The organism is Mucilaginibacter sp. P2_A5 (assembly GCF_056404995.1).
Map to the genome: position 1 here is coordinate 1 of NZ_JBFUCY010000054.1, position 25,850 is coordinate 25,850.

A 25,850-nucleotide genomic window follows, 5' to 3' on the forward strand; every position below is an offset into this window, starting at 1 on the left:
CACTATGGAAAAAGAATGAAACATTTATGCCAAAAGGGCCGGAAGCAATAAAAAATACATCTGGAGAAAGAGAGCCGGTGCCTTCTTTCGCTTAGCCCGAAGGGCTAAAGAAGTAGCCCGGCTAAAAGCCAGGCTACACAAGATAGTCATCCGTCGATTGCTCGCCGTATGCCTTCTTTCGCATTACAAATTTAAAAGAAAAATATTATTCAAAACACTTGTTTTTAATGACAGTACCTTGCGGCAGCGACAGAGTCATAGCCAGCGTTCAAGCGAATATTTATAATCTCCCGCTATTCGATTCTTCGACTTCAGTTAGCGGAAGATTAAAAAGTGTACAGGCTTTTTAATCTTCCCCCAACTAATTTATTTTTGTACTGTCAATTTTATCTTCCCATATTTTCCTGCGTGAAAATCCCGGTAGGCAGTTGCTATTTCTGCTTGCGAATTCATTACAAACGGACCTTCTGCTACCACAGGTTCTGTATATTCTTCACCGCCAAATAACAGGACATCGATGGTTGTTAAAGAAGTGTTTTTTATTTCAATTTCTCCGGCCGCTTTGTCAAACTCAATAAATTCACCTGCCTGAAATTCAGTGCCGTTTAGCATCACATTTTGTATGGGCAAAAAGGCCGCAACTTCTGTGTCGCTTTCCATTGCTACTGAAAATTGTGCGCCCGCTTTTAATTGAATATGATACAAAAACTGCTTGGAATAATTGGGGATCTTCGAACTCAATTCCTGATAGCTGCCAACAATTACTTTTATCCAACCATCATTATTTGGCAATACTTTTTGGGGGACTTCATTGGCTTGTATAGCGATATGAGCCGGCTTTTCGGCTTTATTTTTTGCAGGTAAATTTATCCAAAATTGAAAACCCTGGATAAATTTACTGTCTGTTTGGGAGTCGTAATTTAAATTTTCATCGTGGATTATCCCATTACCGGCTTTCATCCACTGTGCGCCTCCTGAATGAATTATCGCCTCATTTCCCGCACTGTCAAAATGCTCTACTTCGCCTTGAAGAATATAAGTTAACGTTGCAATGCCCCGGTGTGGATGGGCTCCTATACCATTTTTGGTTATGGTTTCTTTAACGGCCGGGCGAACATAATCGAGAAATACAAAAGGACCAACTTTGTTGGCGTACCGATTTGGTAACATTCGTTGGATTGATAGCGGGCCTACTGCGGCACTATTGCCTGTTGTTGAGAAACTCGTTTTCTTTTTCATCAGCATATAATTTTTTTTAAATGGATATGAAGCTATCATGAGCTATACTCATTTTGTTTTTTGAGTGTTGGCTCATGATAGTTTCATTTGCTTAATTGTTTTCACTCAGCCATTCCTGGAGCGGCACAAATTCGCCGGTGGCAATTTCTTTTGCCAATTCAATCCGTGATTCCGAACCTGGGCCCATGTACGTGTGTTTTTCAAAATACCCGAACATATCTGCTAACTCCTTTGCTCCTTCAAAAAAAGTTGAAAACACTTCAGCCGGCACTTGCGAAAAGCTATGGTCTTTGCCATTGGTTTTATAGGCTTCTATAATATCGTTGAAACTATATAAATCTGTTGCCAAAGAAAGGTAATTGCCGTTTCCGGCTTTTTCGGGTTGCAAAAATGCACCAGCGACTACTTTTCCCAGGTCATTAATATCCGACATGTGAATCGCTTTTCTTGCTGGATCAATCGGTAGTGTCCAGCCGGTTGTGCCATCTTGTTTTGGTTGTGGCCCCAGCATCCCGACAAGGTTTTGAAAGTAAAACGGTGGCTGAACAAATGTTGCATATTTGAACCCTGCACTTTTTACCAGGTCATCCACCTTAGCTTTTAAAGTAAAATGCGGCACTTCAAATCCTGCCTCACTAATGAGCTCCACATCCGGAAGAGTTGACCAAATAAAATGTTGCACTCCCGTTGCTTTTGCTGCTTCAATGGCATTTTTACCCTGGGTAATTTCGTCGGCGCCTTCCCAAAAGTTGGTTACCACAAATACACCATAGGCATTTGTAAAAGCATCTTTTAAGGATTGCAAATCTTTCAGATCTGCATAAACTGCTTCATTTGCTTTGCCTGTATATGCTTCCGGATTACGGGTTATTGCTTTCACATTAAAAGAGCCTTCATTTACAAGTGCATTTACAATGCCTTTGCCTTGTGCACCTGTTGCTCCAACTACTACTATTGTTTGCTTTTTCATCTGTTTTGTTTTATGATGTAAAATTGCAGCAACAGCACGCCCCGAAACGATGAGAAATGATAAAAAAAAGCGTTGATAAATATCAACGCTTTTGTAAAATCAAAAATTAAAATAGAAGTTATTTACTTGCTTGTTTTCTAATTCTGCTTAAAGTTTCTTTAGTTATGCCCAAAAAAGAAGCAATGAGATGCTGAGGAAATCGTTGAATAAATTGAGGGTGGTTAGCGGCAAATTCTTCATAGCGTTTTTCTGCTGTATTACTAATGGTAGAATTCAATCTTCGCTGAGAAACAATGAAACTTCTTTGGTCCATTAATCTTGTCATTTGCCCAAATGCAGGTACTTTTTCTATCAGATCCAGCATGTCGGCTACTGTAGCAATGAGTAGTTCGGTATCTTCCCAGGCATCAATATTATATCTTGATGGAGTAAGCATGATGGCACTTTCACGGTCGCTTGCCCAATAATTTTCAATGTATAATTGTACAATATGCTCCGCACCTTTGTCATCTACACTATATTGTCGCATAGCACCTTTTACAATAAAACCAACGTATTTACACACATTGCCTTCTTCCAAAAAGTACTGCTTTTTCCTGAGCTTTTTGGGTTTAAAAGCGGCTACAATTAACGCTTCTTCATCACTTGTAAGCGGCAACGTAGCGTATTGCCTGATGTATGCTAACAGGTTTTTGTGCATTGATTTTAATGATTATTAAATTGAACCCAATGCAAAGATATATTTCACTTTGATAATACCAGTGCCCGCTTTAAAAGCAAATGTAAACCGGTAACAAATGTAAAGTTTATCAAAAAAAATAAATCAATAAGCAGATTAGCCTTTTAAACCCAAAGTTAATCTATTAAGAAAGCATTTAGTTAGAAGCTAAAGCCCCGCTGTTCGAGGTCTCAGAATCGAATTACTATGCCTGTAGTCTCTGACTACAAGGATTGTTATCGCCCTTGCCGATAGCTTTATTTATCCATTCAGCAATTGCCGATCTATAACCTTATCATTCGATAGTCAGAGACTATCGGCATAATCATCCGAAGGCGGAGACTTCGGACAGCGGAGGAAAATCGCTTTTAAAGAGGAGAAACCTACGGAGCCTGGCTTTTAGGTTTCCTTTATGCTATAAACACGGGACTCCGCCGGAGTCCGTGATACACCGACTATTTCAACTCCAGCGGAGTTATGTGTTTATAGTGAAAAGGGCTCGTTTTTCGGCTCCGTAGGTGCCTCCTGTTTCTTTCTTGATTTTAAAAACGATTTCCCTCGAGGACATACTGAAATCGGACCTGTTTATAGAAGATTAAATTATAATTACTTCACTTCCAGTTTGATGGTAGTACCTATCTTTTATTACTATCAATAACGACGTAAGATGGCTATTTCATTTATCATCCAACCAAACTTGCTGCAATGTACTTTCCATTTTCGTCAACTTCGATTTGTATAGAATGGCCGAAAAAGAGGTTGTCATCATTACAATAAATCTGTGTAGAGCAATTGTCATAAAAAACAATACTTTCTATAGTAATTCGTTTTCTAAATTCTTCAACAGTAATTGGCTCATTAATGTCGTCATCCAGCCATGCTCCATTTTTTAGTTCGATCATTCCGCCCTCCATTTCTATAAGCATCTGATTATAAAATTTAGATCGTAATTGGCTATCGGCAAATTCGATAACTTTTTGGAGTTCATTTTGTGTAGTGTGATGTATATTGACCGCGATAGTATAGTCATCTGTAAATTTACCTTCATACCAATCAAATTCCTCATCGTAGATAAGTTCGCCAATTGAGGGGATTGTAATGGTTCGACTGCCAGTAAAATCGTGCTTAGGTTTTTCAAGATAATGCTCATCATTTAACTCTTCAAACGCGGTTGCTATTCCGTATGACGATTCATCATATAAGAAAAATAATTTTCGTGTTAATTCGGCTTCATTGGTATGAACTGCTGAATCATCGGTTATTATTTCAATCCTATCGGCCTCAATTTTAATTCCCAGATACTTTTTCTCGTTAGGAATATAAACATTATGTTGTGCTCCTCCATTTGCAGACGATTTGACGATGGTAATTCCCCATTGGAATTTTTCGTCTATTGGATAACCATTTAAGATCTTTCTTTTGTTACCAAGCATTGATACTTGAAAAGTTCTTAATATCAATAATATAGTAAAATCATCATTTACAGCGGCAAAAGGAGCAAACTGTAGAAGAAAATTTCTCACTTCTTTCGGTCTGCCTAATCTGGCTTGTTCAAGCATGTCCATCTGGTTATAGTTCCAGGTTTCATGTAGTTTTGATATTGAAACGGAATTTTTCGTTTTTAAGGTATTGGTTTCGGTTACACCGAATATTGCCTTTAGTTTGTTAAATATTACCACTTTCCTTTAATTAAAATATATGATAGCCCGCTGTTCGAGTCTCTGACTTCGAGCCACTATGCCTGTTTTCTGACTACAGGGTTATTACCGCTTTTGCCGATAGATTTAGTAACTAATAACTCAAATCACGGGCCTATTCGTAACCCATTTTCGTAACAAACTTTCGTTTGCTGTTAAGCTGCCAATCATAAAGAATTTATTGGTGCTTAGTGCTTGCGATGTATTTATTTTTTCCCTTACTACTCCTTCCTTTTTGATGTAGCTGGAATGAAAGAAATAGCAATTGGTAGCGGTTTTAACAATATAGCCGGTATGAAAATCAAGGCCGATAATAAAAACGGAGTTAATAGGCTGTTTAGCTAAGTAGCCATTCAATTTATTAAGGCTATTAAATGATTCAATCCCCACGCAAAGCTTTTTGATCATGTCGCCGGAGCGAACTTCAGCAAGACCGACCCGATTAATCTTAAAGCCAAGGTCTGTTAAGGTATTGGTTACAAAATATCCGCAGGCAATACTTCCTGATTTAGGTTGCTGCGTAGTCCCATAAAATTCCCAGGGCGTACCAACCCAATAGTTATAAATATCCTCATCTATCAGTTTGAACAAATAATTACTGATATCTTTTGTTGGATGTTTACTCAATAGGTTTTTATTGGTATTTACACCTGTTTTAAATTGGTTATATTCAACTTCGTTATTAACAGCGGGTTGCGCGTTTTGATAATTGCCATTAACAAATGCGGTGATAACAATTGAGGTATAAAGTAAAATTAATTGTGCCGGTTTCATAAATTGCTACGCGCGAGAACGCGCAGTAAACAAGGTACGGAAATGTTTTCAGTTCTTCATCACAACTTTTCTTCGGTTGTACCCCTCCGCTATGCCAATGTCATTAAGTTAAGAAAAACAGAAGTGAAAAATAATATCGATTACCGAATATCCAATATCCAACACCGAAGTTTTTCTTTCATTATTCGAAATTGAATATTCGGTGTTCGATATTAAATCGACCTTATATCCTTAAAAAGAGACCTTAAGTGGCCTTAAACCACTGCTACTTCGCTGTCAATGCCTCCCCCTCAAAAACAACACCAGGCCAGCCATGGGCCATAAACTGCCTTATATTTTGATGGTCCGCTGCATCCGGGCTGGCTAATACCGATTGGTAATGTTCGGCAAATAAATAAAGTGTGTCGGCTGCGCTTAAATTATGGAGTTGGGCACAGGTAAAAACCTTTGCACTTCCCTGGTTTTGCGTTGCCTCATTATATAAATCACCATTTTTAAAAGCGGTTGGTTGATGATTGTAATAAGTTTCAATTAATTTGATAACATCACTAAATACCAGCGATCCTTTTTGGGATGCCATTATTAGCTCAAGTAGTTGCTCCTTCATTCAGAATATTTTTTCGCGAAAGTAAAAAAAGAAAAATCAATCCAATTAATCCTATAACTCATTTAGTAAACCCGCTATTCTCCGGCTTCAACCCAATATGCATGTTTCCCCAGGTTACAGTATGCCGAAAACACGCAATCATCAATTCCCGTGTAATTAAATGGGCTTGATTAAATGTAACCGCCACTCTAATCTATTTCCTGCAGAATCGCCGTCATTCATTATATTTAAAGCGCGATTACTGCCTCCGGGATAAATTGCTTAATACCAAATTGCCTCATCATGAACAATTACGACATCCAGTCGAAAGACTTTGCTTTATCCGCACAGGGCGTTCACCTGCTGCGCAACCGGTTCAATTACAAAACAATCAATTACAATGATGTGCACAAAGCCACTTTCGCCAGGGCTGTCGAAACAAAAAACGTTGTGCTCACCTTAATCGCAGGGATTTTATTTGTTGGTTTCGCGGTGTACAACGCTATAGGTGTATTTGAAAACTTTCATAATCCTGCAGTACACCGTATCTATATAGAATCGATAGTGCTCCCGGTTTTACCATTACTGCTGGGCTTATATTGCATTTATATAGCTGTAAAAAAAGTCCCCTCGCTGATTATTGAGCTTGAAAGCCAAAAACATACGCTAAGCCTGGAGGATATTTACAAGGCCGGCGAGATAGAAATTTTGGAAATTTATTTGAAAGAGAAGCTAAGGACAAGGTTTTACGATAGCCCAACGCTGTAATAAAACACAAATTCGGTCTCCTGATCGTTATCGCGCCCCCCTGCCTCTTGGATGTCATTCACCTATCATCCGCCCGCGTGTGCTACACAAAATCGTCTTTAACGTTTTTTTTGTTAAAATATTTTGAGCCGGATATTTTTTTTGTAACTTTATAGCAACCAATCACTTACATCATTGATAACCCTCATTGTAACAATCCTGCTGCTAAGTGCAATAATTTGCCTGATTTCTGTGCACTTTCTTCCGAGAGAGAAATAAGGGAGTACCCCCGGCTATTGGAAGTTTCCAAATTTCAAGCGGCCTCTCACGCCATTTAATTCCCATCAACTTTTAGTAGAATTAATTACTTTTGGATGCCAGCGTAAACAGCATCGGCAAATACCTTGAACAACTATCTTTTATTTATCGATACAGAAGCATCGGGCCTCCCGATAAAATGGGACCAGCCCTACAGTGCCGACGGGAATTGGCCCCACGCCCTGCAGGTGTCATGGCTTATTTATGATAAGCGCCACACGCTGGTTAAACAGCAGAACCATTACATCGGCAGTGAAGGCATCCATATTACGCCTGCTGCCCTGGCTATTCATGGCCTTACACCGGAGTTTTTGGCTATAAACGGCAAACCGCGAACCGAAGTGCTGCAATTGCTGACTGCCGATTTGCAGCAATACCAGCCTATGGTTACAGGCCATTTTATACGCCTGGATTACTACCTGCTGGGCGCGGCGTTTTACCGGTCGGCAATGGAAAACCCCTTGCATAAACTACCTGTTTTTTGTACTATGGTAGCTACCACGCAACTGGTTCACAGTTCACTTACGCGACATTTACGGTTAGAAGAGCTATATTACATGTTGTTTAACACCGACTTGCAGCACCAGCATAACGCCCTGCATGATGCACAGGCTACCGCAGCATGTTTTTTTGAGTTACGCAACCGTGGCGAGATATCTGATAAAAGCATCAGCCGGCAAAACCAGGATTTTGAACAACAGCGCGACCCTGCCCAAAAACAAAAAGGCTGTTTGTTGCCCGCGCTAATGCTTATATTGTTGGCAGCTATCATCATTTACAGCTTATGAACAACCGACTGGAATTTCTGAAAACTATCACGCCCTTTAACGCCCTGCCCACCGGGGTGCTGCAAGGCATAGCCGAGCAGCTGCAGGAAATCAGCTATCAAAAAGACGTAGTGATTTACCAGCAGGATATAACCATGATGAAGGGGGTTGATATTATTGTAAAGGGCAGCTACGAATCTTTTTTTTACGATAGCGCCGGCAATAAGCGTTTGATAGAAAACCACGAGCCCGGTTTTTGCTATGGCGGCGTTTCGGTATTGCTTAACAGGCGGCGGTCGTTACGTACGGTTGTTGCTAAAAAGGGAACGCTGGTGTATTTTTTACACCGCAGGGATTTCCGGCTGCTGTGCAAAACGTACGAAGATTTCTTCCTGCATTTTACAGCCGAGTTTGGCAAGCGGATGCAGAACGAGGAGTTTGTCCATTTTTTTAAGCAACCTGCCTCCTTTACCGAAAGCTATATCGCATCCGAGCAATTATACTCGCGCCGCATTGAAAGTATCGAGTACCGGCCTGTAATAGCCTGTAACCGGCAAACCCCCATATTTAAAGCAGCACAGCTGATGGCCGCGCAAAAAACCAGCTGCCTTTTTATATTGGATGATGAGCAAAAAATTATCGGCTACGTAACCGATATTACCCTCCGCGATAAAGTAATAGCCCGGCAGCTTGACACCGCCGGTGCCGTAAGCCTGGTAATGGATGCGCCCATCGTGAGCATTAGCGCGGACGCCTTTGTTTATGAGGCCTTGCTGATGATGTTCCAGACCAAAACCCGGTATATCCTCATTCAAAAGGCGGAGGGCTATGTGGGCTTTATCAGCCGCAACAAGCTTTTGAGCGAGCAGGCGCAATCGCCGCTGGTATTTATACAATCGGTTAAGCTGGCGTTATCAACAGATGAGCTGAAACGCAAGTGGCAAAGTGTACCGCAATTTGTAACCCAGCTGCTTGGCCGCGGTGTTAACGCCGAAATTGTGAACCAGATAATAACCACCGTTGCCGATACCATTGCCCAAAAAGTAATTGAAAGTGTGATTGCCCAAATTGGGACGCCACCCGCCAAATTTGTATTCATGGTGCTGGGCAGCGAGGGCCGTAAAGAACAAACCTTTAAAACCGACCAGGACAACGCCATTATTTATGAAGATAAGGCCAATGAGCACCGCGAAGAAGTAAGGGCTTATTTCCTTGACCTGGCCAGCCGTGTGTCAAACGATTTAAACAACATCGGCTTTGTATATTGTACCGGCGATTTTATGGCCCAAAACCCTAAATGGACGCACTCGCTATCGCACTGGAAACGCAACTACGATTACTGGATGGACGAATCTATCCCCGAAACGGTGATCAACTTTTCTACCTTTTTTGATTGCCGCACCATTTATGGCGAAAGCACCATTATGGACGAACTGCACCAGTTTTTAGATGAGCGACTACAACAGCCTTTAGAAAAGCTATTTTTCCACATGGCTAAAAATGCTTTGCAATATGAGCCGCCATTAACGTTTTTCAATACCATACGTACCTTTAAAAAGGATAGCCGCGAGGTATTTGATATCAAAAGAACAATGAGCCCCATTGTTGACCTGGTACGTGTTTATGCCCTTAAAAACCGCATTTTTGAAGTAAACACCGGCGAACGCCTGAAAGCGCTTAAAGCAAAGGGAATTTTCTCCGAATCGGAATACCACGAACTGATCCAATCCTACTACTTCCTGATGAACCTGCGGCTAAAAAAACAAACCGAGCAAATCATCCAGGACCATACCGAACCCGATAATTATATCGATATCTCGCAACTTTCAAAAATTGAACGGGTTACACTAAAAGAAATTTTCAAGATCATCGAGAACTTTCAATCGAAGATTAAGGTATCGTTTACGGGTGGATTATTGAGTTGATCTTCTGCCCTGGCCTGCCAGTCTGAGCCTGTCGAAGACTCGCGCGGAGAGGCCTTTGCTCGCTATGCTTCGACAGGCTCACCATGACATACCCAATTCCCCTGTCATCCTGAGGTACGAAGGATCTATAAGCTCTGCATGTCAGATAGAAAAGTTCCCGAATAGATCCTTCGTACCTCAGGATGACAATCTTTTATTTTTTGTATGTTGTTCCCCCCTTCAGAAATTCACAACATTTTACCACTACCCTCAATCGCCTTAAAAATAACAACCAACTCCTGCTGTAAGCTCACGCCTTTATCGGCATTGTACCATTGCTGTAAAGCAATTTTCTGCTGATCCATAGCAATATGGTCTTTAACAAGCTGCTCATACAGCACCTGGCAACCGGCCGGCCTTGGGCCCCAGGTGGCAAGGTCTGTATTTTCAGTATTGGCAATAATCAGTTTGGGTATTGATTTGCTGCCCCTGGTGAGGTAATTGTTTATTAAAAACGGCTCGCTGTCCCTTAGTTGATAGTCTACTTTTATCAGTGGGTTTAATTCCGATAACCGGTGCAAAAATGGCAGGCTATGCGATGCGTCGCCGCACCAGGGCTCGGTGATAATAGTCCAGTTTTGTTTGGTGTCGATACCCGTGATCAGTGAAACTAATTCTTCATTCAACACACCCACTTTCATCCATCGCTCCTGCCGCGACCAATTTAGCCGGGTATAATTCAAATAATGGGGGTCATCATAAGGAAACCGGGGATTGGTATCCATTAAAATATACTGAAAGAGTTGCTGGTAGGCTATGAAATCCATAAGGTGTTATAGCTAATCTGTATTAACAAATCTACGGTTAAATAAGTAATTTAAGCAGGCTTGAGTACACCGCAATGGCTGCATATGAGTTGCTATATCAATTTGCCCGTCGCGTGATAATTCGCGGCCCACATTTTATTTACCCGATATTTTCCACATAAATATCATCAAACGACTTATTGCGCTGTTTTTGGAACAAGCCCGAGAAGCGGCGATCAATCGGGCTCAGTAGCTGAATACATAAGCGCTTTTGCTCGTCGCTCAGGTCATTAACCATCATGCGGGCCACTTTCAGTACCACCTCTTTAGCAGTTAATAATGTAGCCTCGCCTTTGGCGGTCAGTTTAAGGCGTTTTACCCGTTTATCCTGCTCATCGTCGTATTCGCTCACCAGGCCCCGCTTCTTTAGCCTGATCAACATATTGCTGCCGCTGGATAGTTCCATAATGTTATTGTAGATGGCTTCTGATTTGATGGGGTTCTTTTGGTTATAAATGGTCACCAGGATCCCGAACTCTTCCATCTGGTCGAGCCCGGTGCCCTCCAGCGCTTTATTTGAATAAGCGATATGGAATTTACCAATCCGGCGCAACAGGATCACCAACTGGCCATTCAGGTCGGGCCGCAGGTCGCCTTTGGGCGTTCCGTAACTTTCGGGCTTAACATTTTGCGCCAGTTGGTGCCGGCAAAAATCTTCAATACTGGCCCCGGGATGCTGCGCTTCGTAAGCGCCCCAGCGCTTCACTAACTCTACTGTTTGATTTACTACCATTTGGAAGCAAAATTATAAAAAAATGACAAAATTAATTTGCAACATACTACCATATGGTATAATATTGTATATTATTTACTACCAAAAGGTTTAACTTATGCAAATCACCTATCTTTTACCCACTTTGCTGGTGCTTCATTTAACAGCATTAGTATTAATGGCCGGTACCACATTGGTTGATTACCTGGCTTACGCATCGTTTTGGAAGTTTGCAGGCCAGGGCACCCGGCCCGATGCATTATTGAACATGATGGCCAGGCTGCCGCGTGTAGCCGGTATTGGCGCTGCCGTACTCATCACAAGCGGCATAGGCATGATGGCCGTAACCCACGGCGTTTTTGGCGAGCAGCTCTGGTTCCGGATTAAGTTTGGGTTGGTGCTGCTGGTAATCCTGAATAGCCTGCTCATAGGGCGGCGGCAGGGCTTAAAGCTTCGCAAGTTACTGGAAGCTGGCGGATTGGTGTTTACAACCGAAGTTGCCCGCATCAAAAGCCGTATTAAAACCTTTCACCTGCTGCAGTTGCTGCTGTTTTTACTGATTATTTTTTTAAGCGTATTTAAATTTAACTGATATGACCATGAACATATTTATTGCAGGCGCCAATGGCGGCATTGGGCGCCAGGCCGTGGAGCAGGCTTTGCAGGCCGGTCACCGGGTAACCGCGCTGGTACGTAACCCGGCTAAATTGCCGCTGATGCATCCCAATCTTAATATTATAAAGGGCGATATCATGCAACCTGAAAGTTTTGCGGATGAAATGGCGGGCCAGCAAATTGTACTATCGGCATTAGGTGTAAGCGGCGGTTTATTTAGCGATAAGCCTACCACCCTTTACTCACAGGGCAACACCAATCTTTTAAAAGCAATGGAGCAGCATGGGGTTAAACGCATCATTTGTATCTCGGCTTCGGCCGTGGAAATCAGCCCTGTGATTCCCTGGTATGTGCGCCTGGTTGCACGATATGTAATTCAAAAGCTACTTAAACATATGTATGCCGACCTGCGCCGGATGGAAGCTATCGTAAAAGAAAGCAGCGCCGGGTGGACAATTATCCGCCCACCACAGTTAACCGACAAACCTTTAACGGCTAATTACCGCACTGCCGTAAACCGGTTTTTAAAAAACTGCCTCCAGGTATCGCGTGCGGATGTAGCCCATTATATGGTAAGCAACCTTATTAACCAGGAAATTTACAGGGCAACCGTCGAAATTGCTTACTGATCATGAACACCCAGGTTGAAATATTTAAAACCGATGTAATACAGGAATGCGAAACCGCTGCGCTGATTAGCCTGTTATTGCAACATCTCCCCCATTGCCGCATCAATTTCGACCTGGAGGATTGCGACCGGATACTGCGTATTGAATCAACGCAGCAGGAAATTAACCTGCCGCAGGTTATCCATATCATGAACAGGCAGGGTTATGCCTGCACACCTTTAACATAATTAATAACACAAATCAAATGGAACAAATATTTATCGACCGCTTTATAATGCCCCAGAACGCAAAGGCGGAATTTACCGACCGCATGCACATCAACCGTTCGTTTATCAAGCAACTACCCGGATTTATTCACGATGAGGCATATGAACGCACAGATGAAGAAGGCAACTTTATTTGCGTAACCATAGCTGTATGGGCCAGTGAAGAAGCACTAAAAAATGCGAAAGAATTGGTGCAGGCCGAATATCAGCAACAAGGATTCAACTTACCGGCCATGCTGCAGCGCCTGGATATCAGGATGGAGCGCGGGCAATATAACAGGTTTAGTAATTAGGCAGCGAGGCGGGGTTAACCTACATCCATATCACTACCGCGCACAATGCTACGGCGGCGGGCAGCATTTGCTTTACAAAAATAGCTTTGCCTGCGGTAAAGCCACCATACAAGCCCGCTACTATTACGCAGCTTAAAAAAAACATCGCCACATTTTTGGCCCATACGGCATCGCCAATGAGTAGCGCCCATATCAGCCCGGCGGCTAAAAACCCGTTATAAAGCCCCTGGTTGGCTGCAAGATTTTTGGTAGGCTCAAACAGCTCGGCAGGGAAGCTTTTAAAAGTTGCGCGGCCTTTGGTTGTCCAGGCAAACATTTCTATCCATAAAATATAAATGTGCTCAATGGCAACCAGGGCTATTAATATTGATGCTATAATTTTCATGATGGTATCAGGCTAATTGTATAAAACTACGCTAAATATCGCTTAATTTTAAAAGCATGGTGAATATTGCTTTTAGGTTGTTTAGTCGGGCACCCGGATACTTTATCGTTGATAATCTCTTTTGATTTTTTCCGCTGCAAAGATGCTGTCGGCCTGTTGTCTTGAAATTGACCGGGTGCTATCGCCCGGGTTAAAATTATAAAAAATGGAGTCTTTAATTTTACCATGGCCAAAATCGACTGAAATGGACATATCCCTTGATACACTGTCAATTGGTTTAAGTCTGTAATAGTCTACCTCTGTCACAACGTTAAAGCTTGAGTCGAAATATACTCCTTTAGATTGATGTCCAATTATTGTATCCCTCGCCCTCCAATTAACCGATCTGTCCCAGCGGGATTCAATCTGCCAATTGGTGGGAATTTCGGGTATTCCTAATCTTCGCCTGGTGACATTAAACGCCAGGCCAAATTTATCCTGGTGAACATTTCGGTTATATTTAGATACATCTTTATATCCCATATATATAAACCAAAAAAGCAAATTACTTATCCTTAAAATTTTATTCCATTTTGATTCTTTTTCACTAACCACAACAAAAACCAAAGCAAGGAATATAATAGCCATTCCTGCCAATTTGGTTAATAACCAATCGAGCGATTCTAATTTATATTTAAATTCGATATACCAAATGGCGCCTATAAATAAACAAGAAAAGCATACGATAATTATTGCCCATTTTTTCATCGGGTTAGGTTTGTTTTATGCGTTAAGGCAAACTATTAAGCGGTTATTGTGATAATGATTTATTAGCTGATAAATATATGGCAATTCCCGAATGATTTCAATAAACACCCGGAAATTATATGGATAGCAAACGGAAGAATCTGTATCAAAATCAAAGCCCGAATGAACAAACATCCGGGCTTTATAATTAATTCAGTTTAAGCTGTTTTTTATTGCTTCAGCTTGGCCGCCATGCTCAGCGTAGTGTGGGGTACAGCCAATAAACGTTCGCGTTGAATAAGTTTTCCGGTTTCGCGGCAAATACCATACGTTCTGTTTTCTATACGTACCAGGGCTGCTTCCAGCTGATCGATAAATTTCTTTTGGCGCGATGCCAGTTGGTTAATAGACTCTTTCTCCAGCGTAGCCGAGCCATCCTCTAAAGTGTTGTGCGAACTGGCCGTATCATCGGTACCATTGGCGTTGGGATTACTGATGGAAGAGGTCAGATCGAGCAATTCTTCACGGGCCGATTTAATTTTGCCCTGTATCAGTGTTTTAAATTCCAGTAATTCGGTTTCGTTATATCTTGTTTTTTCTTGTTCAGCGTTCATGAGTGCAGTTTACCTTTTATTATTGAACCAAACAACACATCAACTACGATTTAGTTTTGTTGTTTTTTAATCAAAAAGTAAATATACCGCAATTATTTAATTATTATTTTAACATAGCGCAAACATCGTTTTATTAGTTCATCTTTGATTACTACACACAGCCAGAAATACATCCGGCAGGTTATAAAACCCATACTACCATGAGCAAAGACAAAAAAAGCATGCCGAATCCGGTAGGTAAAAAAGCCCCGTCTGATTACCAGGCCGGGAAAACCAGCAAAGCCAAACCTGAAATTATAGTACCCAATAAAAAAGCCAAATAATGGCCGCTAAATCTGCCGAGGCCCAGGCCAGGGATTTTTTATATGAGTTAACCAACTGCGCCAGTGAGTACGGGTTTGCTAAAGACGAATTGTGGAATGTAAGCATAGTCGCCGATAAACAAAAAGCAGCTATCGAAAAGAAATATTACCCGGTAATATCGGCTCTGCTGCCGCCCGATGTACTTGCCACCGTGCCGGGCATTGTGGCCACCCGGCTAAACCAGGTAATTGCCGGTGCAGAACAAGGTGTACTTAAGGCGGGCCCCAAGGCCGAACCTCAGTACCTGGTGGCCTATGTGGCTACAAGGAAAATGTAATGATTTACTGTTAATAAAAGCCACCAGCTGCAAATGCAACTGATGGCTTAATCATAATTTAAAACAGCCCTAACTGGCCTTTATCGTCTATATCAATGTCATCCGGGTTTGTAATCTCAAAATCAATCTTTTTTGTTTGAATTTGCGCCGGTTTTGGTGATGGCTCTACCGGTTCATCGGATGCTTTCCCCGTTTCAGCTTCCTTCGGTTTCACTGATTCTGTTTTGGATGATGCTTCTTTTGGAGGTTCAACCGATTTTGGGGGCGATTGCACAGGCGAAACTTCTGGCTTCGCTGCCGGAATTTCCGGCTCATGTTCAGCTTCATCGGCCTCAATTGTTATTTCTTCCAATTCTTCTGCTTCGCTTTCCGTTTCTTCCTCAACCGGTTCCCCGGCAATCTCCTCAGTAGCTATCAGCTCAACAGATTTTATAGGCAATTGCGACAGGCGGTTGCCCATAGCTTTCATACCTTTTACATCTATCAGGTCGGCAAGGTTTAACTCAATAGTTTCAGGGGCCTGCTCTTTACCTTTTAACTGTACAATTTTAACCAGCTGGTTTGCTTTGGCAATGTAAAGGAGTTTTGATCCGGGCTCATCGCTGATGATGCTTACCTGTTTGCCTATAGCTATAGTTTCAAACACGAAGCGTTTAACCATGTAGTTTTTAGATTTTCCATCGAGGTGAATTGCCGAGAAAACTTTTTTAGGATCATACTTTTCAATCAGGATCATTTTATCATCAAAATGATTATTCAGATCAAAATTGGTAAGCTCGTAAACACCGGTACTTAATACGTTCAGGATCCGGTCGTCGCCATCAAACTCGCCCAGGTATTTGCCCCGGCCATCGGCGTTAAGGCGTTTCAGGATCTCATCGTACCAAATTTTTCTTCCGGCTAAGGTTGATACGCCTTTTGATTTCAGCACAATTTTTTTAACCGGGTATTTGGTAATGATGTTACCCATCGATCCACGGCCTTTAATAGCTATCGAGGCAAAGTCTTCATCAAACTGCAGTTTCTTCAGTTTTGAATGTGGCTTAAGCTGCACGTTTACTATCTCGGCCTCGCCGTTGGAGTTGGCTGTAAAATAAAGCACTTTGGTGCCCTTGGTACCTTTGGTAAGGTCGTATTCCTTATCGCGGGTTACCCCCACTACCGAGAAACGTTTGATATACGCAATGCCGCTTTCGCCATCTTTGTATATCATGTTGTAAACGGTACGCTCATCGTTCTTTTTAAATACGGCAACGTGGATGATATCTTTACCCACAAACACCTTGTCCTGCACTTTGGTGATCAGACAGCGGCCATCCGCACGGAAAACGATGATCTCGTCGATATCCGAGCAATCGCCAACGTACTCAACCGCATCATCCTTTTTAAGGCCCGAGCCCACAAAGCCGTCGGTTTTGTTAACGTACAATTTTATGTTGGCTAAAGCTACCTGCGCTGCTTCTACCTTATCAAAGGTGCGCAGTTCGGTTTTACGTCCCCTGTCTTTCCCGTACTTTTCGCGCAGCTTTTCAAACCAGGCAATGGTATAATCGGTAAGGTGTTTCAGGTGATGTTTTACCTGTTTTATCTCGTTTTCCAGGGCCTTCATCTGCTCATCCGCTTTTTTAACGTCAAAGCGGGTGATGCTGCTCATAGGTTTATCTATCAACTTTTTATAATCCTCGGCCACTATGGTACGGTAAAACTGCGGAAAGAATGGCTCGAACAAGCGGTTCAATACCTCCAACACAGTTTCAAAGTTGCCCGATGTTTCGTAGTCGGGGTGTTTGTACATCCCCTCCTGTATAAATATTTTAAGCAACGAACTGAAGAAGATCTTCTCCATCAATTCCTTCAGCCTGATCTCCAGCTCCTGTTTTAACAGCTCCTTGGTAAAAAACGTGCTTTCGGTAAGCATATCGTTCACGCTCATAAAGCGTGGCTTATCCGACTGGATGACGCAGGTATTGGGCGATATAGAAATCTCACAGTCGGTAAAGGCATATAATGCATCGATAGTTACATCGGGTGATATACCCGGCGCAAGGTGCACTACAATCTCTACATCCCTTGATGTATTATCTTCAATCTTCTTGATCTTGATCTTGCCTTTTTCGTTGGCATTCACAATGCTTTCCATCAGCCCGCCGGTTGTAGTGCTGAACGGAATTTCGGATATCACCAGCGTTTTCTTATCCTTTTCGGCAATGCGGGCGCGTACCCTCACCTTGCCGCCGCGCTGCCCCTCGTTATAAGCAGATGCATCGGCCATACCTCCGGTAGGAAAATCGGGCAGCAAATTAGGCCGCACACCTTTAAGGGCTGCTATGGATGCATCAATCAGTTCGATAAAATTATGCGGCAATATTTTGGTAGCCAAACCTACCGCAATACCTTCGGCGCCCTGTGCAAGCAGCAAAGGGAATTTTACAGGCAGCGTAATAGGCTCTTTATTACGGCCATCATAGCTGGCCTGCCAAATGGTGGTATCGGCATTAAAAACAACATCAAGGGCGAATTTGGATAAACGGGCCTCGATATAACGCGGCGCAGCTGCCGAATCGCCTGTAACCGGATCGCCCCAGTTGCCCTGGCAGTCAATCAGCAGGTTTTTTTGCCCAATCTGCACCATGGCATCACCTATGGATGCATCCCCGTGAGGGTGATACTTCATGGTGTTGCCAATTACGTTGGCTGCCTTGTTAAAGCGCCCGTCGTCCATTTCCTTTAAGGAGTGCAGGATACGGCGCTGTACCGGTTTTAAACCATCATTAATGTGTGGTACGGCACGGTCAAGGATAACGTAAGAGGCATAATCAAGAAACCAGTTTTCGTATAACCCGTCGAGTGAGGTAACGTTATGTAATTTGTCGTCGTTATTGTCAGGTATCTCGTTTTGATTCAGATCTTCACTCATTATTCGCTAAAAACTTTTGGATGGGTAAAGATAAAAAATAATGCTGATGTGCAGGTTGGAGATAATTTGAAAATTTGAGGATTTGAAAATTTGAAAATTATTGTCGCAGATTGATGTGCAGATGATTTTTTTAACACGAATGGCGCGAATTGATTCGAATTTCACGAATTCTTGCCGGATTAGTGATTTGTCTGAACTTGGATTAAGCAGATTTTTCAGATTACACAGATTTTAGAAATTTTGACCATTCATCCCCCTGCAAATCAAATCAAAAAAATCTGAAGAATCTGCTTAATCCGAGTTCAGAAAAAATCCTTTTTATTTAACTAACCGTATATAATGATAAATCACAAGCAATCATGACCGATAACCGCAGGAGCATTTATAACCCGATCCAAAAAGATACTGTTGTATTTTTGAAAACAGCCGCCGAAACTGATGGCGAATACACATTAGTAGAAGTTGAACTGGCCGATGGCGGCGGTGTGGGCCTGCATTACCACAAAACTTATAGCGAAAAATTTAGTTGCCTTGATGGCGAAGTGCAGGTAGCATTGGGCAAAAATATATATAAACTGGGTCCCGGCCAGCAGGCCCTGGCCGAACCCAACGTTAACCACCTGTTCAGGAACAGGAGCGGCAAACCCTGCAAATTCAGGGTAGAACTAAGGCCGGCAAGCAGGGGCTTTGAGCAATCGCTTCAGATAGGATATGGCCTGGCATCAGATGGCCTCACCAATAAAAAAGGTTTCCCGAAGGATAAACTGGCGTTAGCCTGGCTGTTTGATATCAGCGAAAGCAATTTACCTGGCTGGATGAGCATTTTTGAGTTTATATTAAGAAAACAGGCAAAAAAAGCCCGTTCAAAAGGTATTGATAAGGCCCTTATTGAAAAGTATGTGCGGTTTTAAGAGGCAGATGTGCAGATTTCAAATTTCAGATGTGCAGATGATGTTTTTAACACGAATGGTGCGAATTGAATCGAATTTCACGAATTCTTGTTTGGTTAGTGATTTGTCTGAACCAGGATTGCTAAGCAGATTTATCAGATTACACAGATTTTAGAAATTTTTACCATTCGTCCCCTGCAAATCAAATCAAAAAAATCTGGAGAATCTGCTTAATCCGAGTTCAGATCATCTGCGACCGTTCAAATTTTACTTTGCCCTTACGGGGATGCCATTGGCATATTTTAAATTTGTACATCAACATAAAATGAATACCATGATGAAAGTAGAAATCTGGAGCGATGTGATGTGCCCCTTTTGTTATATAGGCAAACGCCGGTTTGAAGAGGCGCTGGAGCAGTTTGACCATAAAGACCAGGTTGAAATTGAATGGAAAAGCTTCCAGCTTAACCCTGATATGAAAACCGACCCCAATATTAACATTAGCCAATACCTGGCCGATGCAAAAGGCTGGACGCTTGATTACGCCCAACAAATGAACAACCATGTAACCCAGATGGCTGCCGAAGTAGGGCTAACTTATGATTTTGACCGGGCAGTAGTTGCCAACAGTTTTAAAGCGCACCGTTTTAGCCACCTGGCCAAAAAACATGGGTTGGGCGATGAGGCCGAAGAAGCGTTATTTAAAGCTTATTTTACTGAAGGCCTTAATATTGACGATAGCGATACCCTTATTAACCTGGGTGCCAGCATAGGCCTAGATGCCGGCGAGATAAAACAGGTATTGGAAAGTGACGCCTATGCCGATAGCGTAAAACACGATATTGCCGAAGCACAGCAATTAGGTATCAGGGGCGTACCATTTTTTGTAATGAACAATAAATACGGCGTATCGGGCGCGCAGGCGGTTCCGGTTTTCCAGGAAACTATAGAAAAATCATTTGCCGAATGGCAACAGGAAAACAGTAAACCTGCATTAACAGTTATTGAAGGCGAATCATGCAGCCCGGATGGCGATTGCGCTTAATCAATGATTAAGCCTGTACAATAAATTATCCTGCCTTTTTATATTAGCCATATTATCAGGTAGGTAAATTACCGAAGGTATAGATTAAATAAATTTCGTTATTTAACCTATACCTTCTTTTTTTTAACCGCACTATACAAACAATATAAAAAATAGTTTTATTTATTTTTAAATAAGGCGAAACAATATTATATTTAATGCAGTAAAAGTACTTGTTAAACAATAAATTGTGTATGAGAGAATTATACTCTAAAATTTTTACAGCTCTCATTTTAATAGCTACAATAAGCAGTTGTAAACTTAGCGGCGACGTTATGCCAACCAAGTCTAAAGACACCACGTTAGTGGGAACTGGTACAGGCACAGGCACAGGTACGGGTACGGGTACGGGTACCGGCACGGGCGGTAATGGGGACGTCGCTATTGGCGCGGTAGGTACAATTTCGTACCGGGTGGATAGTAGCGCTGTAGTTACTTATACCACAAATACAATCTTCGCTGTTTTTTCTCCCGGCGAACAGGGAACAAGCATTTTATATCCAAACGGGGCTACTCAAATATCGATGCTAAATCCCAATAACTTGAGTACAAGTTTTATTTTGATATTTACCGGTATTACACCGGGCACTTACGATATTTTTTCGGTTAGCATTAATACCCCAACCTTACAACTATTCGGCCAGGCCAACGGCCAGGCAAAGGCTACCATTTTAAGCCATTCATCTAATGTAAAGGGAACTGTACAAGGCACATTTAGCGGCGATGCAATGGATGGTTCATCTAATACCCATCATGTAAAAGGATCTTTTAATTTAAGGCAATAATCCACCCAAACCAATATCATATTTCTGTAAAGCAGTTGTTTTAAAAAACAACTGCTTTTTTCTTTCCCGTTTCACCACAAAGTAAAAAACGATTTAGCTAATTCATTGTGTCATTAAAACACGTATATTTGCATTAATAAATACTAAGTGTACTTATAACACTTAGTTTAAAAAATCAAGAATGATAGATGCTCCCGCACTTCCTGTTTTAAATTCCAAAAGGGCCTTGCGCATTGCCGTTGGCGCTATGTTTTTTATGGCAGGGCTAAGTTTTTCAAGTTGGGCATCGCGTATTCCTACCATTAAACAAAGTTTAGGCCTTTCCGAAGCCGCGTGGGGCGCTGTACTTGTTTCGCTACCAATTGGCTTAATGTGTTCATTGCCATTTTCCGGCTGGATTATAACCAAAATCGGAAGTCGGCGTTTATTGATAGGTTCGTTATTGGTATACGCAAGTTCACTGGTAACTTTAGGCTTGGCACAAAACCCATTTCAACTTATTGTCTGCCTGGTTTTTTTTGGCTTTAGCAGTAATGCTGTAAACATATCTGTAAACACTCAGGCCGTGGCTGCCGAAGAACTGTATCGCAGACCTATTTTAGCATCATTTCATGGCTTGTGGAGCCTGGCTGGCTTTGCGGGCGGTGTCGTGGGCGCATTTATGATAGCTATAAATATTGCACCGCTCTACCACTTTTTATTGATGCTTTTAGTTATTGCTTTAAGTGTTTTCATTTCTGCCCGCTATCTAAAAGACGACAAAGTGGCCACTGCGGGACCAGCCTTCGTGATGCCCGATAAATCTCTCATTAAATTGGGTATTATCGCCTTTTGTTCCATGATCTGTGAGGGGGCTATGTTTGATTGGAGTTCCATATATTTTCAAAATGTAGTGATTGCTCCGGCAAAATTAGTGGGGCTCGGTTTTACAACGTTTATGTTTACTATGGCCGCCGGTCGTTTTGTTGCCGATTGGTTTGCACATAAATTTGGCTTAAAACGCACATTGCAATTAAGCGGTTTGCTAACGGCGACAGGGCTTACCATAGCTGTAATTTTCCCCAATTTTTATGCGGCAATGTTTGGCTTTTTACTGGTTGGTGCAGGCGTATCATCTGTGGTTCCTATGGTTTATAGTGCGGCGGGTAAATCGAAAACCATGCAGCCGGGCGTTGCTTTGGCAGCAGTATCCACAATTGGCTTTCTTGGTTTTTTGGTTGGCCCCCCGGTTATTGGGTTTATCGCGGGCATTGCCACCCTACGGGCTTCGTTTGTGCTGATAGCGCTCATGGGATTATCCGTGGTCGTGGTATCTACCAAAGCCAAGCTCGATTCATAAATAGCCGGCGCTGAATTATAAGCCGGTTGCCCCCTGTAAACGTCCCCCGCTTATTCCGGCAGGTATTTATCCAGTATTTTTCCATCCTTGAAAGCGACGGAGCTTTCTAATTTCAGTAATTTTTTCTCCTTAAAAATTGAAAGCCCGCTCCCGATTGCAACCGGGTTCCTGAAAATAAAATATTCATCAATAAGGTTCAGGCCAATAAGCGAGCTTACAAAGTTAGCGCCGCCATAAACCATAATATCCTTGCCCTGTTGTTCTTTCAGGGCTTGTATTGCAGCGGCCAGGTCGCCATTTTCCACTTCTACGTTCCTGCCGCTGATAGTGGTTTGCGTGCGGCTAAAAACAATTTTCCGCATGTTTACCATTTGTTGCGCAAAGGAATGTTCCGGACTGTCGGGCTGATTGTCCACCACGTTTTCCCAGTAAGTGGTAAATTCCCCGGTCATTTTGCGGCCCATTAAAATGATATCGCAAGTCCCGGCCAGTTCAATTGCTTTCTTAAAAACGGCCTCGTCCCGTTCGCCCGGTATCCACATCCAGTCCAACTGGCCATCCGGCCCGGCTACAAAACCATCTAAGGTCATTTGTACCTGTAATTTCAATTTTCTCATAAGATTGTTTTTTTGATTGCGTATTTTTCTATCACAAATATCTGCACAGCATCTATAATATGGCAGGTATAATCACGACAAAACAGCAGGTAATTTGCGCAAAAAAGCAATTGAGAAATATGGGCAACGGATATTCAAACGCCGGGTGCTTTTATTACTTTATCCAACACAATCCCCCCCACTAAGCCTCATTTAAATCGGCATCGCCGGGGTTTAGCAGGTAATCAAACTGTTCGTAACCGTTGTGGATAATAAATTTCAACCTTTCCTTTGGCCCTGCGATATCCAGCGACATTAAAGCCAGTGTTTCGGGCAGGTTATCGCGAATCAGTTTCAGATCGTTTACATGCGGCATTTCAATAAATATATCATCGCCCAGTGGCTCTATCTTCCATCCGGGCAGGTTAGTACGGTGTAAAACATCCAGCCATTTTTGTTGGTAAGCACTCATAATCGCATTTTTAAATCCTCTCTACCATCTTTAATGAGGGCATTTGATCGGTATAAGTTTTATAAAATAACATACAGAGGGACATTCTGTTTTACATACGCCCTTTGAACCCTTCTGCCCGGCTACGCCAATCGACTTAGCCCCAAAAGGGATTGCCTGCAGAAAATAGCAGCTGGCAATGTTGTTCAAACAGGAAACGACAGGGCTAAACAAACTTTTAAGACCGGCGTTATTTATTTATGGAAAAAGTGATCATCCGTATTTGGCACGGCCGCACAAAAGCCACCGATGCCGATACCTATCTTCAATATATTGAAGATACCGGAATTATCGAATACAAAAACATCAAAGGCAACCTATCGGCCCAGATCTGGCGGAAAATAGACGGCGATATCTGCCATTTCTGGACTGTTACCAAATGGGATTCATTTGAATCAATTAAACTGTTTGCCGGTAAAGATTATGAAAAGGCCCGGTACTTTGCACATGACGCCAATTACCTGCTGGAGTTTGAAGAACACGTGCAACATATGGAGGGCTTTATTTATTAAACACCGGGTTGCACGGTATTGTTACATAGCACATGCATTCATTCTTTTCATTTGTAATTCTATTTTTATAATATTGTAATGTATGTACATTAACCCACCGGTTATACCAATTATAAAATTCAGATGAGTGCTTTTTTTAATTCCATACTTAATCTTTTTAAAGATTTTTTTGGCTGGGGCAGCTGGGGCAGTTTAGCAGACATCATCAAATCGGGCAATTACAGCAGGTTGCTTACCTACGATGGTTTTCGGGCTATGCTATTCCCTATTATGCCTTTTTTGCTGCTGCTCGAAATAATTCGCGGCGCTTTTTATAAACGTTTTAAAGTTATCCATTATAAACTCTCATTTTTTTCATTCGTTTTAAACTCCTTTATCGGCACATATATTAAAATCGCCATGGTGATGTTTTGCATAGGGCTGTTTGAAAAGTATGCCTTTTTCAAAACTTCGTTCACGTGGTATTGGTTTATTTACGGCTATATAGTTTGGGAGTTCGCCCACTTTTTGTACCACTACTTTGGGCATAAGGTAAGGCTTTTCTGGTGCCTGCACTCCACCCACCACGCGCCCGAAAGCATGAATTTAGCCATCAGCAACGCCCACTTCTTTTTAGAGGCACCCTATGCCGATTTTATCCGCACCACAGTTTGTATTTTATTAGGTGTTAGTCCGGTTATGCTGGGTGTTATCATGTTTATTGATGGCTTTTGGGGCACCTTTATCCACATAGGCGAAAACGCCATAAAAGATGGCCGCCTGGGTTTTCTGAACAACATTATCCTTACGCCATCGCACCACCGGGTGCACCACGCCCGCAACGTAACCTATATGGATACCAATTTTTGCAACCTGCTCCCCATTTGGGACCGTATTTTTGGCACCTATAAAAACGAAGACCGCAACATCCCTATAGAATACGGCATCAGCCGCCCCATGATTAAAAACAGCTTCCTGGATGCCTACTTTGGCGAAATTGTAGCTTTAGCCAAGGATGTATACAAGGCTCCCGGTATCAAAAATAAATTCCTTTACATCGTAATGCCCCCCGGCTGGAGCCATACCGGCGACCATAAAATGACCACCGTTGTGAAGAAAAAATATTTTGAGGAGCTGCAGAAGCAGAAGATTGGAGAGAAGCCCAAAACTGAAAGTATATTAATGTAATAGGGCGTAACCCCAACTGGTAGAAGTTGGGGTCGGGCTTTTTGCTCATACTGCACAGGCCTTATCAGTTAGCTAACTGACGGTATCCGCGCCAATCCCTTACGCATTTGTCTGAATCAGAATTTTCAGAATTTAAGAATGACAGAATGTATGCCTGCGAAAGACTTACGAAGTTTTAAAAACTTCGTAAGTCTGGGATTTTTCAACACGTCATGGGTAGTGGTAAAATTTGGCTAACCTCTGGAGAAGGAATGACATACTAAAATAAAAGACTGTCATGCTGAGGTACGAAGCATCTATTCGCGAACTTTTCTATCGGTCATGCACAGCGGACAGATCCTTCGTACCTGCCATTGACACATTATGCAGCAGTTTGATTTTCAACCAGTTGCACATTGTGCTTTTTAGCTAATCTTTTCAATGATGCCATCTCTCTTTTCTTTAGTTGCTCTTCATAACGCTTAGTTCCCTCCTCCACGTACGCGGTTCCTTTGGTTAATGTATTGTAATAGGCTATAGCCAGCTTTCTGGCACCTGCTTTTATGGCTATTCCCGAATCTTTCCGGCCGCGAAGCTTTCTCAT

Annotated in this window: 29 protein-coding genes and 1 pseudogene; 15 read left to right on the forward strand and 15 right to left on the reverse strand. The window is 42.3% G+C overall.

Features of this window, described 5'->3' with window-relative positions:
- Nucleotides 1-366 precede the first annotated feature (366 nt).
- The 6 genes from AC1DXF_RS28550 to AC1DXF_RS28575 form a co-directional block, all read right to left on the reverse strand.
- Complete coding sequence (locus AC1DXF_RS28550; RefSeq protein WP_477452096.1) at nucleotides 367-1,278, reverse strand: pirin family protein; 912 nt, start codon at nucleotides 1,276-1,278, stop codon at nucleotides 367-369.
- 52 nt (nucleotides 1,279-1,330) lie between these two features.
- On the reverse strand, nucleotides 1,331-2,209 hold the full coding sequence (locus AC1DXF_RS28555; protein ID WP_477452097.1) for an NmrA/HSCARG family protein: 879 nt from the start codon (nucleotides 2,207-2,209) through the stop codon (nucleotides 1,331-1,333).
- Nucleotides 2,210-2,327: 118 nt separating this feature from the next.
- A complete protein-coding gene (locus tag AC1DXF_RS28560) occupies nucleotides 2,328-2,909 on the reverse strand; it encodes a Crp/Fnr family transcriptional regulator (RefSeq protein WP_477452098.1) in 582 nt (193 codons plus the stop codon).
- Nucleotides 2,910-3,610: 701 nt separating this feature from the next.
- The gene (locus AC1DXF_RS28565) at nucleotides 3,611-4,492 is read right to left on the reverse strand and encodes a DUF2262 domain-containing protein (RefSeq protein WP_477452099.1); all 882 of its coding nucleotides are present in this window, start codon (nucleotides 4,490-4,492) and stop codon (nucleotides 3,611-3,613) included.
- A 234-nt stretch (nucleotides 4,493-4,726) separates the two neighbouring features.
- The gene (locus AC1DXF_RS28570; RefSeq protein ID WP_477452100.1) at nucleotides 4,727-5,398 is read right to left on the reverse strand and encodes a hypothetical protein; all 672 of its coding nucleotides are present in this window, start codon (nucleotides 5,396-5,398) and stop codon (nucleotides 4,727-4,729) included.
- A gap of 265 nt (nucleotides 5,399-5,663) precedes the next feature.
- Nucleotides 5,664-6,005, reverse strand: a complete 342-nt coding sequence (locus tag AC1DXF_RS28575) for a HopJ type III effector protein (protein ID WP_477452101.1) — start codon at nucleotides 6,003-6,005, stop codon at nucleotides 5,664-5,666.
- A 282-nt stretch (nucleotides 6,006-6,287) separates the two neighbouring features.
- On the opposite strand from AC1DXF_RS28575, the gene AC1DXF_RS28580 reads away from it, so the two are divergent.
- From AC1DXF_RS28580 to AC1DXF_RS28590, 3 genes are all read left to right on the forward strand, one after another.
- Entirely contained in the window at nucleotides 6,288-6,752 is a 465-nt protein-coding gene (locus AC1DXF_RS28580) for a hypothetical protein (RefSeq protein WP_477452102.1), read from the forward strand.
- A 383-nt stretch (nucleotides 6,753-7,135) separates the two neighbouring features.
- Complete coding sequence (locus tag AC1DXF_RS28585; protein ID WP_477452103.1) at nucleotides 7,136-7,837, forward strand: 3'-5' exonuclease; 702 nt, start codon at nucleotides 7,136-7,138, stop codon at nucleotides 7,835-7,837.
- Nucleotides 7,834-9,741: a DUF294 nucleotidyltransferase-like domain-containing protein gene (locus AC1DXF_RS28590; protein WP_477452104.1), complete on the forward strand. Its 1,908-nt coding sequence runs from the start codon at nucleotides 7,834-7,836 to the stop codon at nucleotides 9,739-9,741. The genes AC1DXF_RS28585 and AC1DXF_RS28590 overlap by 4 nt, the downstream gene beginning before the upstream one ends.
- Nucleotides 9,742-9,968: 227 nt before the next feature.
- On the opposite strand, the gene AC1DXF_RS28595 is transcribed toward AC1DXF_RS28590, so the two are convergent.
- Nucleotides 9,969-10,547: a thioredoxin family protein gene (locus tag AC1DXF_RS28595; protein ID WP_477452105.1), complete on the reverse strand. Its 579-nt coding sequence runs from the start codon at nucleotides 10,545-10,547 to the stop codon at nucleotides 9,969-9,971.
- 139 nt (nucleotides 10,548-10,686) lie between these two features.
- Nucleotides 10,687-11,319: a MarR family winged helix-turn-helix transcriptional regulator gene (locus AC1DXF_RS28600; protein ID WP_477452106.1), complete on the reverse strand. Its 633-nt coding sequence runs from the start codon at nucleotides 11,317-11,319 to the stop codon at nucleotides 10,687-10,689.
- A gap of 97 nt (nucleotides 11,320-11,416) precedes the next feature.
- On the opposite strand from AC1DXF_RS28600, the gene AC1DXF_RS28605 reads away from it, so the two are divergent.
- The 4 genes from AC1DXF_RS28605 to AC1DXF_RS28620 are packed head-to-tail and all read left to right on the forward strand — an operon-like array spanning nucleotide 11,417 to nucleotide 13,101.
- Complete coding sequence (locus AC1DXF_RS28605; protein ID WP_477452107.1) at nucleotides 11,417-11,890, forward strand: hypothetical protein; 474 nt, start codon at nucleotides 11,417-11,419, stop codon at nucleotides 11,888-11,890.
- 1 nt (nucleotide 11,891) lies between these two features.
- Nucleotides 11,892-12,542, forward strand: a complete 651-nt coding sequence (locus AC1DXF_RS28610) for an NAD(P)-dependent oxidoreductase (protein ID WP_477452108.1) — start codon at nucleotides 11,892-11,894, stop codon at nucleotides 12,540-12,542.
- A 2-nt stretch (nucleotides 12,543-12,544) separates the two neighbouring features.
- On the forward strand, nucleotides 12,545-12,769 hold the full coding sequence (locus tag AC1DXF_RS28615) for a hypothetical protein (RefSeq protein WP_477452109.1): 225 nt from the start codon (nucleotides 12,545-12,547) through the stop codon (nucleotides 12,767-12,769).
- A gap of 17 nt (nucleotides 12,770-12,786) precedes the next feature.
- Complete coding sequence (locus tag AC1DXF_RS28620) at nucleotides 12,787-13,101, forward strand: antibiotic biosynthesis monooxygenase family protein (protein WP_477452110.1); 315 nt, start codon at nucleotides 12,787-12,789, stop codon at nucleotides 13,099-13,101.
- 19 nt (nucleotides 13,102-13,120) lie between these two features.
- On the opposite strand, the gene AC1DXF_RS28625 is transcribed toward AC1DXF_RS28620, so the two are convergent.
- The 3 genes from AC1DXF_RS28625 to AC1DXF_RS28635 all read right to left on the reverse strand — a co-directional run bounded on the left by AC1DXF_RS28625 (nucleotide 13,121) and on the right by AC1DXF_RS28635 (nucleotide 14,826).
- Entirely contained in the window at nucleotides 13,121-13,486 is a 366-nt protein-coding gene (locus AC1DXF_RS28625; protein WP_477452111.1) for a DUF1304 domain-containing protein, read from the reverse strand.
- Nucleotides 13,487-13,588: 102 nt separating this feature from the next.
- Complete coding sequence (locus AC1DXF_RS28630; protein ID WP_477452112.1) at nucleotides 13,589-14,233, reverse strand: hypothetical protein; 645 nt, start codon at nucleotides 14,231-14,233, stop codon at nucleotides 13,589-13,591.
- Nucleotides 14,234-14,442: 209 nt separating this feature from the next.
- Complete coding sequence (locus tag AC1DXF_RS28635) at nucleotides 14,443-14,826, reverse strand: TraR/DksA family transcriptional regulator (RefSeq protein ID WP_090645387.1); 384 nt, start codon at nucleotides 14,824-14,826, stop codon at nucleotides 14,443-14,445.
- Nucleotides 14,827-15,026: 200 nt separating this feature from the next.
- On the opposite strand from AC1DXF_RS28635, the gene AC1DXF_RS28640 reads away from it, so the two are divergent.
- Nucleotides 15,027-15,149, forward strand: coding sequence for a hypothetical protein (locus AC1DXF_RS28640; protein ID WP_255369814.1), 123 nt, complete (start codon nucleotides 15,027-15,029; stop codon nucleotides 15,147-15,149).
- Nucleotides 15,149-15,466: a hypothetical protein gene (locus AC1DXF_RS28645; RefSeq protein WP_477452113.1), complete on the forward strand. Its 318-nt coding sequence runs from the start codon at nucleotides 15,149-15,151 to the stop codon at nucleotides 15,464-15,466. The genes AC1DXF_RS28640 and AC1DXF_RS28645 overlap by 1 nt, the downstream gene beginning before the upstream one ends.
- Nucleotides 15,467-15,524: 58 nt before the next feature.
- Here the strand turns inward: AC1DXF_RS28645 and AC1DXF_RS28650 are convergent, their stop codons facing one another.
- On the reverse strand, nucleotides 15,525-18,383 hold the full coding sequence (locus AC1DXF_RS28650) for a DNA gyrase/topoisomerase IV subunit A (protein WP_477452114.1): 2,859 nt from the start codon (nucleotides 18,381-18,383) through the stop codon (nucleotides 15,525-15,527).
- Between the two features lie 359 nt (nucleotides 18,384-18,742).
- Here AC1DXF_RS28650 and AC1DXF_RS28655 point away from each other — a divergent pair, with 359 nt between their 5' ends.
- The 4 genes from AC1DXF_RS28655 to AC1DXF_RS28670 all read left to right on the forward strand — a co-directional run bounded on the left by AC1DXF_RS28655 (nucleotide 18,743) and on the right by AC1DXF_RS28670 (nucleotide 22,481).
- On the forward strand, nucleotides 18,743-19,294 hold the full coding sequence (locus AC1DXF_RS28655; RefSeq protein ID WP_477452115.1) for a cupin domain-containing protein: 552 nt from the start codon (nucleotides 18,743-18,745) through the stop codon (nucleotides 19,292-19,294).
- A 313-nt stretch (nucleotides 19,295-19,607) separates the two neighbouring features.
- Nucleotides 19,608-20,318: a DsbA family oxidoreductase gene (locus AC1DXF_RS28660; protein ID WP_477452116.1), complete on the forward strand. Its 711-nt coding sequence runs from the start codon at nucleotides 19,608-19,610 to the stop codon at nucleotides 20,316-20,318.
- Between the two features lie 233 nt (nucleotides 20,319-20,551).
- Nucleotides 20,552-21,142, forward strand: coding sequence for a hypothetical protein (locus AC1DXF_RS28665; RefSeq protein WP_477452117.1), 591 nt, complete (start codon nucleotides 20,552-20,554; stop codon nucleotides 21,140-21,142).
- A gap of 181 nt (nucleotides 21,143-21,323) precedes the next feature.
- Complete coding sequence (locus AC1DXF_RS28670) at nucleotides 21,324-22,481, forward strand: MFS transporter (protein ID WP_477452118.1); 1,158 nt, start codon at nucleotides 21,324-21,326, stop codon at nucleotides 22,479-22,481.
- A 50-nt stretch (nucleotides 22,482-22,531) separates the two neighbouring features.
- On the opposite strand, the gene AC1DXF_RS28675 is transcribed toward AC1DXF_RS28670, so the two are convergent.
- Together AC1DXF_RS28675 and AC1DXF_RS28680 are read right to left on the reverse strand one after the other, a co-directional pair.
- Nucleotides 22,532-23,098 (reverse strand): dihydrofolate reductase family protein, encoded by a 567-nt coding sequence (locus tag AC1DXF_RS28675; protein WP_477452119.1) that lies wholly within the window; start codon nucleotides 23,096-23,098, stop codon nucleotides 22,532-22,534.
- 181 nt (nucleotides 23,099-23,279) lie between these two features.
- Nucleotides 23,280-23,549 carry a hypothetical protein gene (locus AC1DXF_RS28680; RefSeq protein WP_477452120.1) on the reverse strand — a complete coding sequence of 90 codons (270 nt, stop codon included), beginning with the start codon at nucleotides 23,547-23,549 and terminating at the stop codon, nucleotides 23,280-23,282.
- A gap of 239 nt (nucleotides 23,550-23,788) precedes the next feature.
- Between AC1DXF_RS28680 and AC1DXF_RS28685 the strand changes: the two genes are divergently transcribed.
- On the forward strand, nucleotides 23,789-24,100 hold the full coding sequence (locus AC1DXF_RS28685) for a hypothetical protein (protein ID WP_477452121.1): 312 nt from the start codon (nucleotides 23,789-23,791) through the stop codon (nucleotides 24,098-24,100).
- Nucleotides 24,101-24,223: 123 nt separating this feature from the next.
- Nucleotides 24,224-25,267: a sterol desaturase family protein gene (locus AC1DXF_RS28690; RefSeq protein WP_477452122.1), complete on the forward strand. Its 1,044-nt coding sequence runs from the start codon at nucleotides 24,224-24,226 to the stop codon at nucleotides 25,265-25,267.
- A 361-nt stretch (nucleotides 25,268-25,628) separates the two neighbouring features.
- Here the strand turns inward: AC1DXF_RS28690 and AC1DXF_RS28695 are convergent.
- Nucleotides 25,629-25,850 (reverse strand): annotated as a pseudogene (locus AC1DXF_RS28695) (hypothetical protein); the annotation flags it as partial.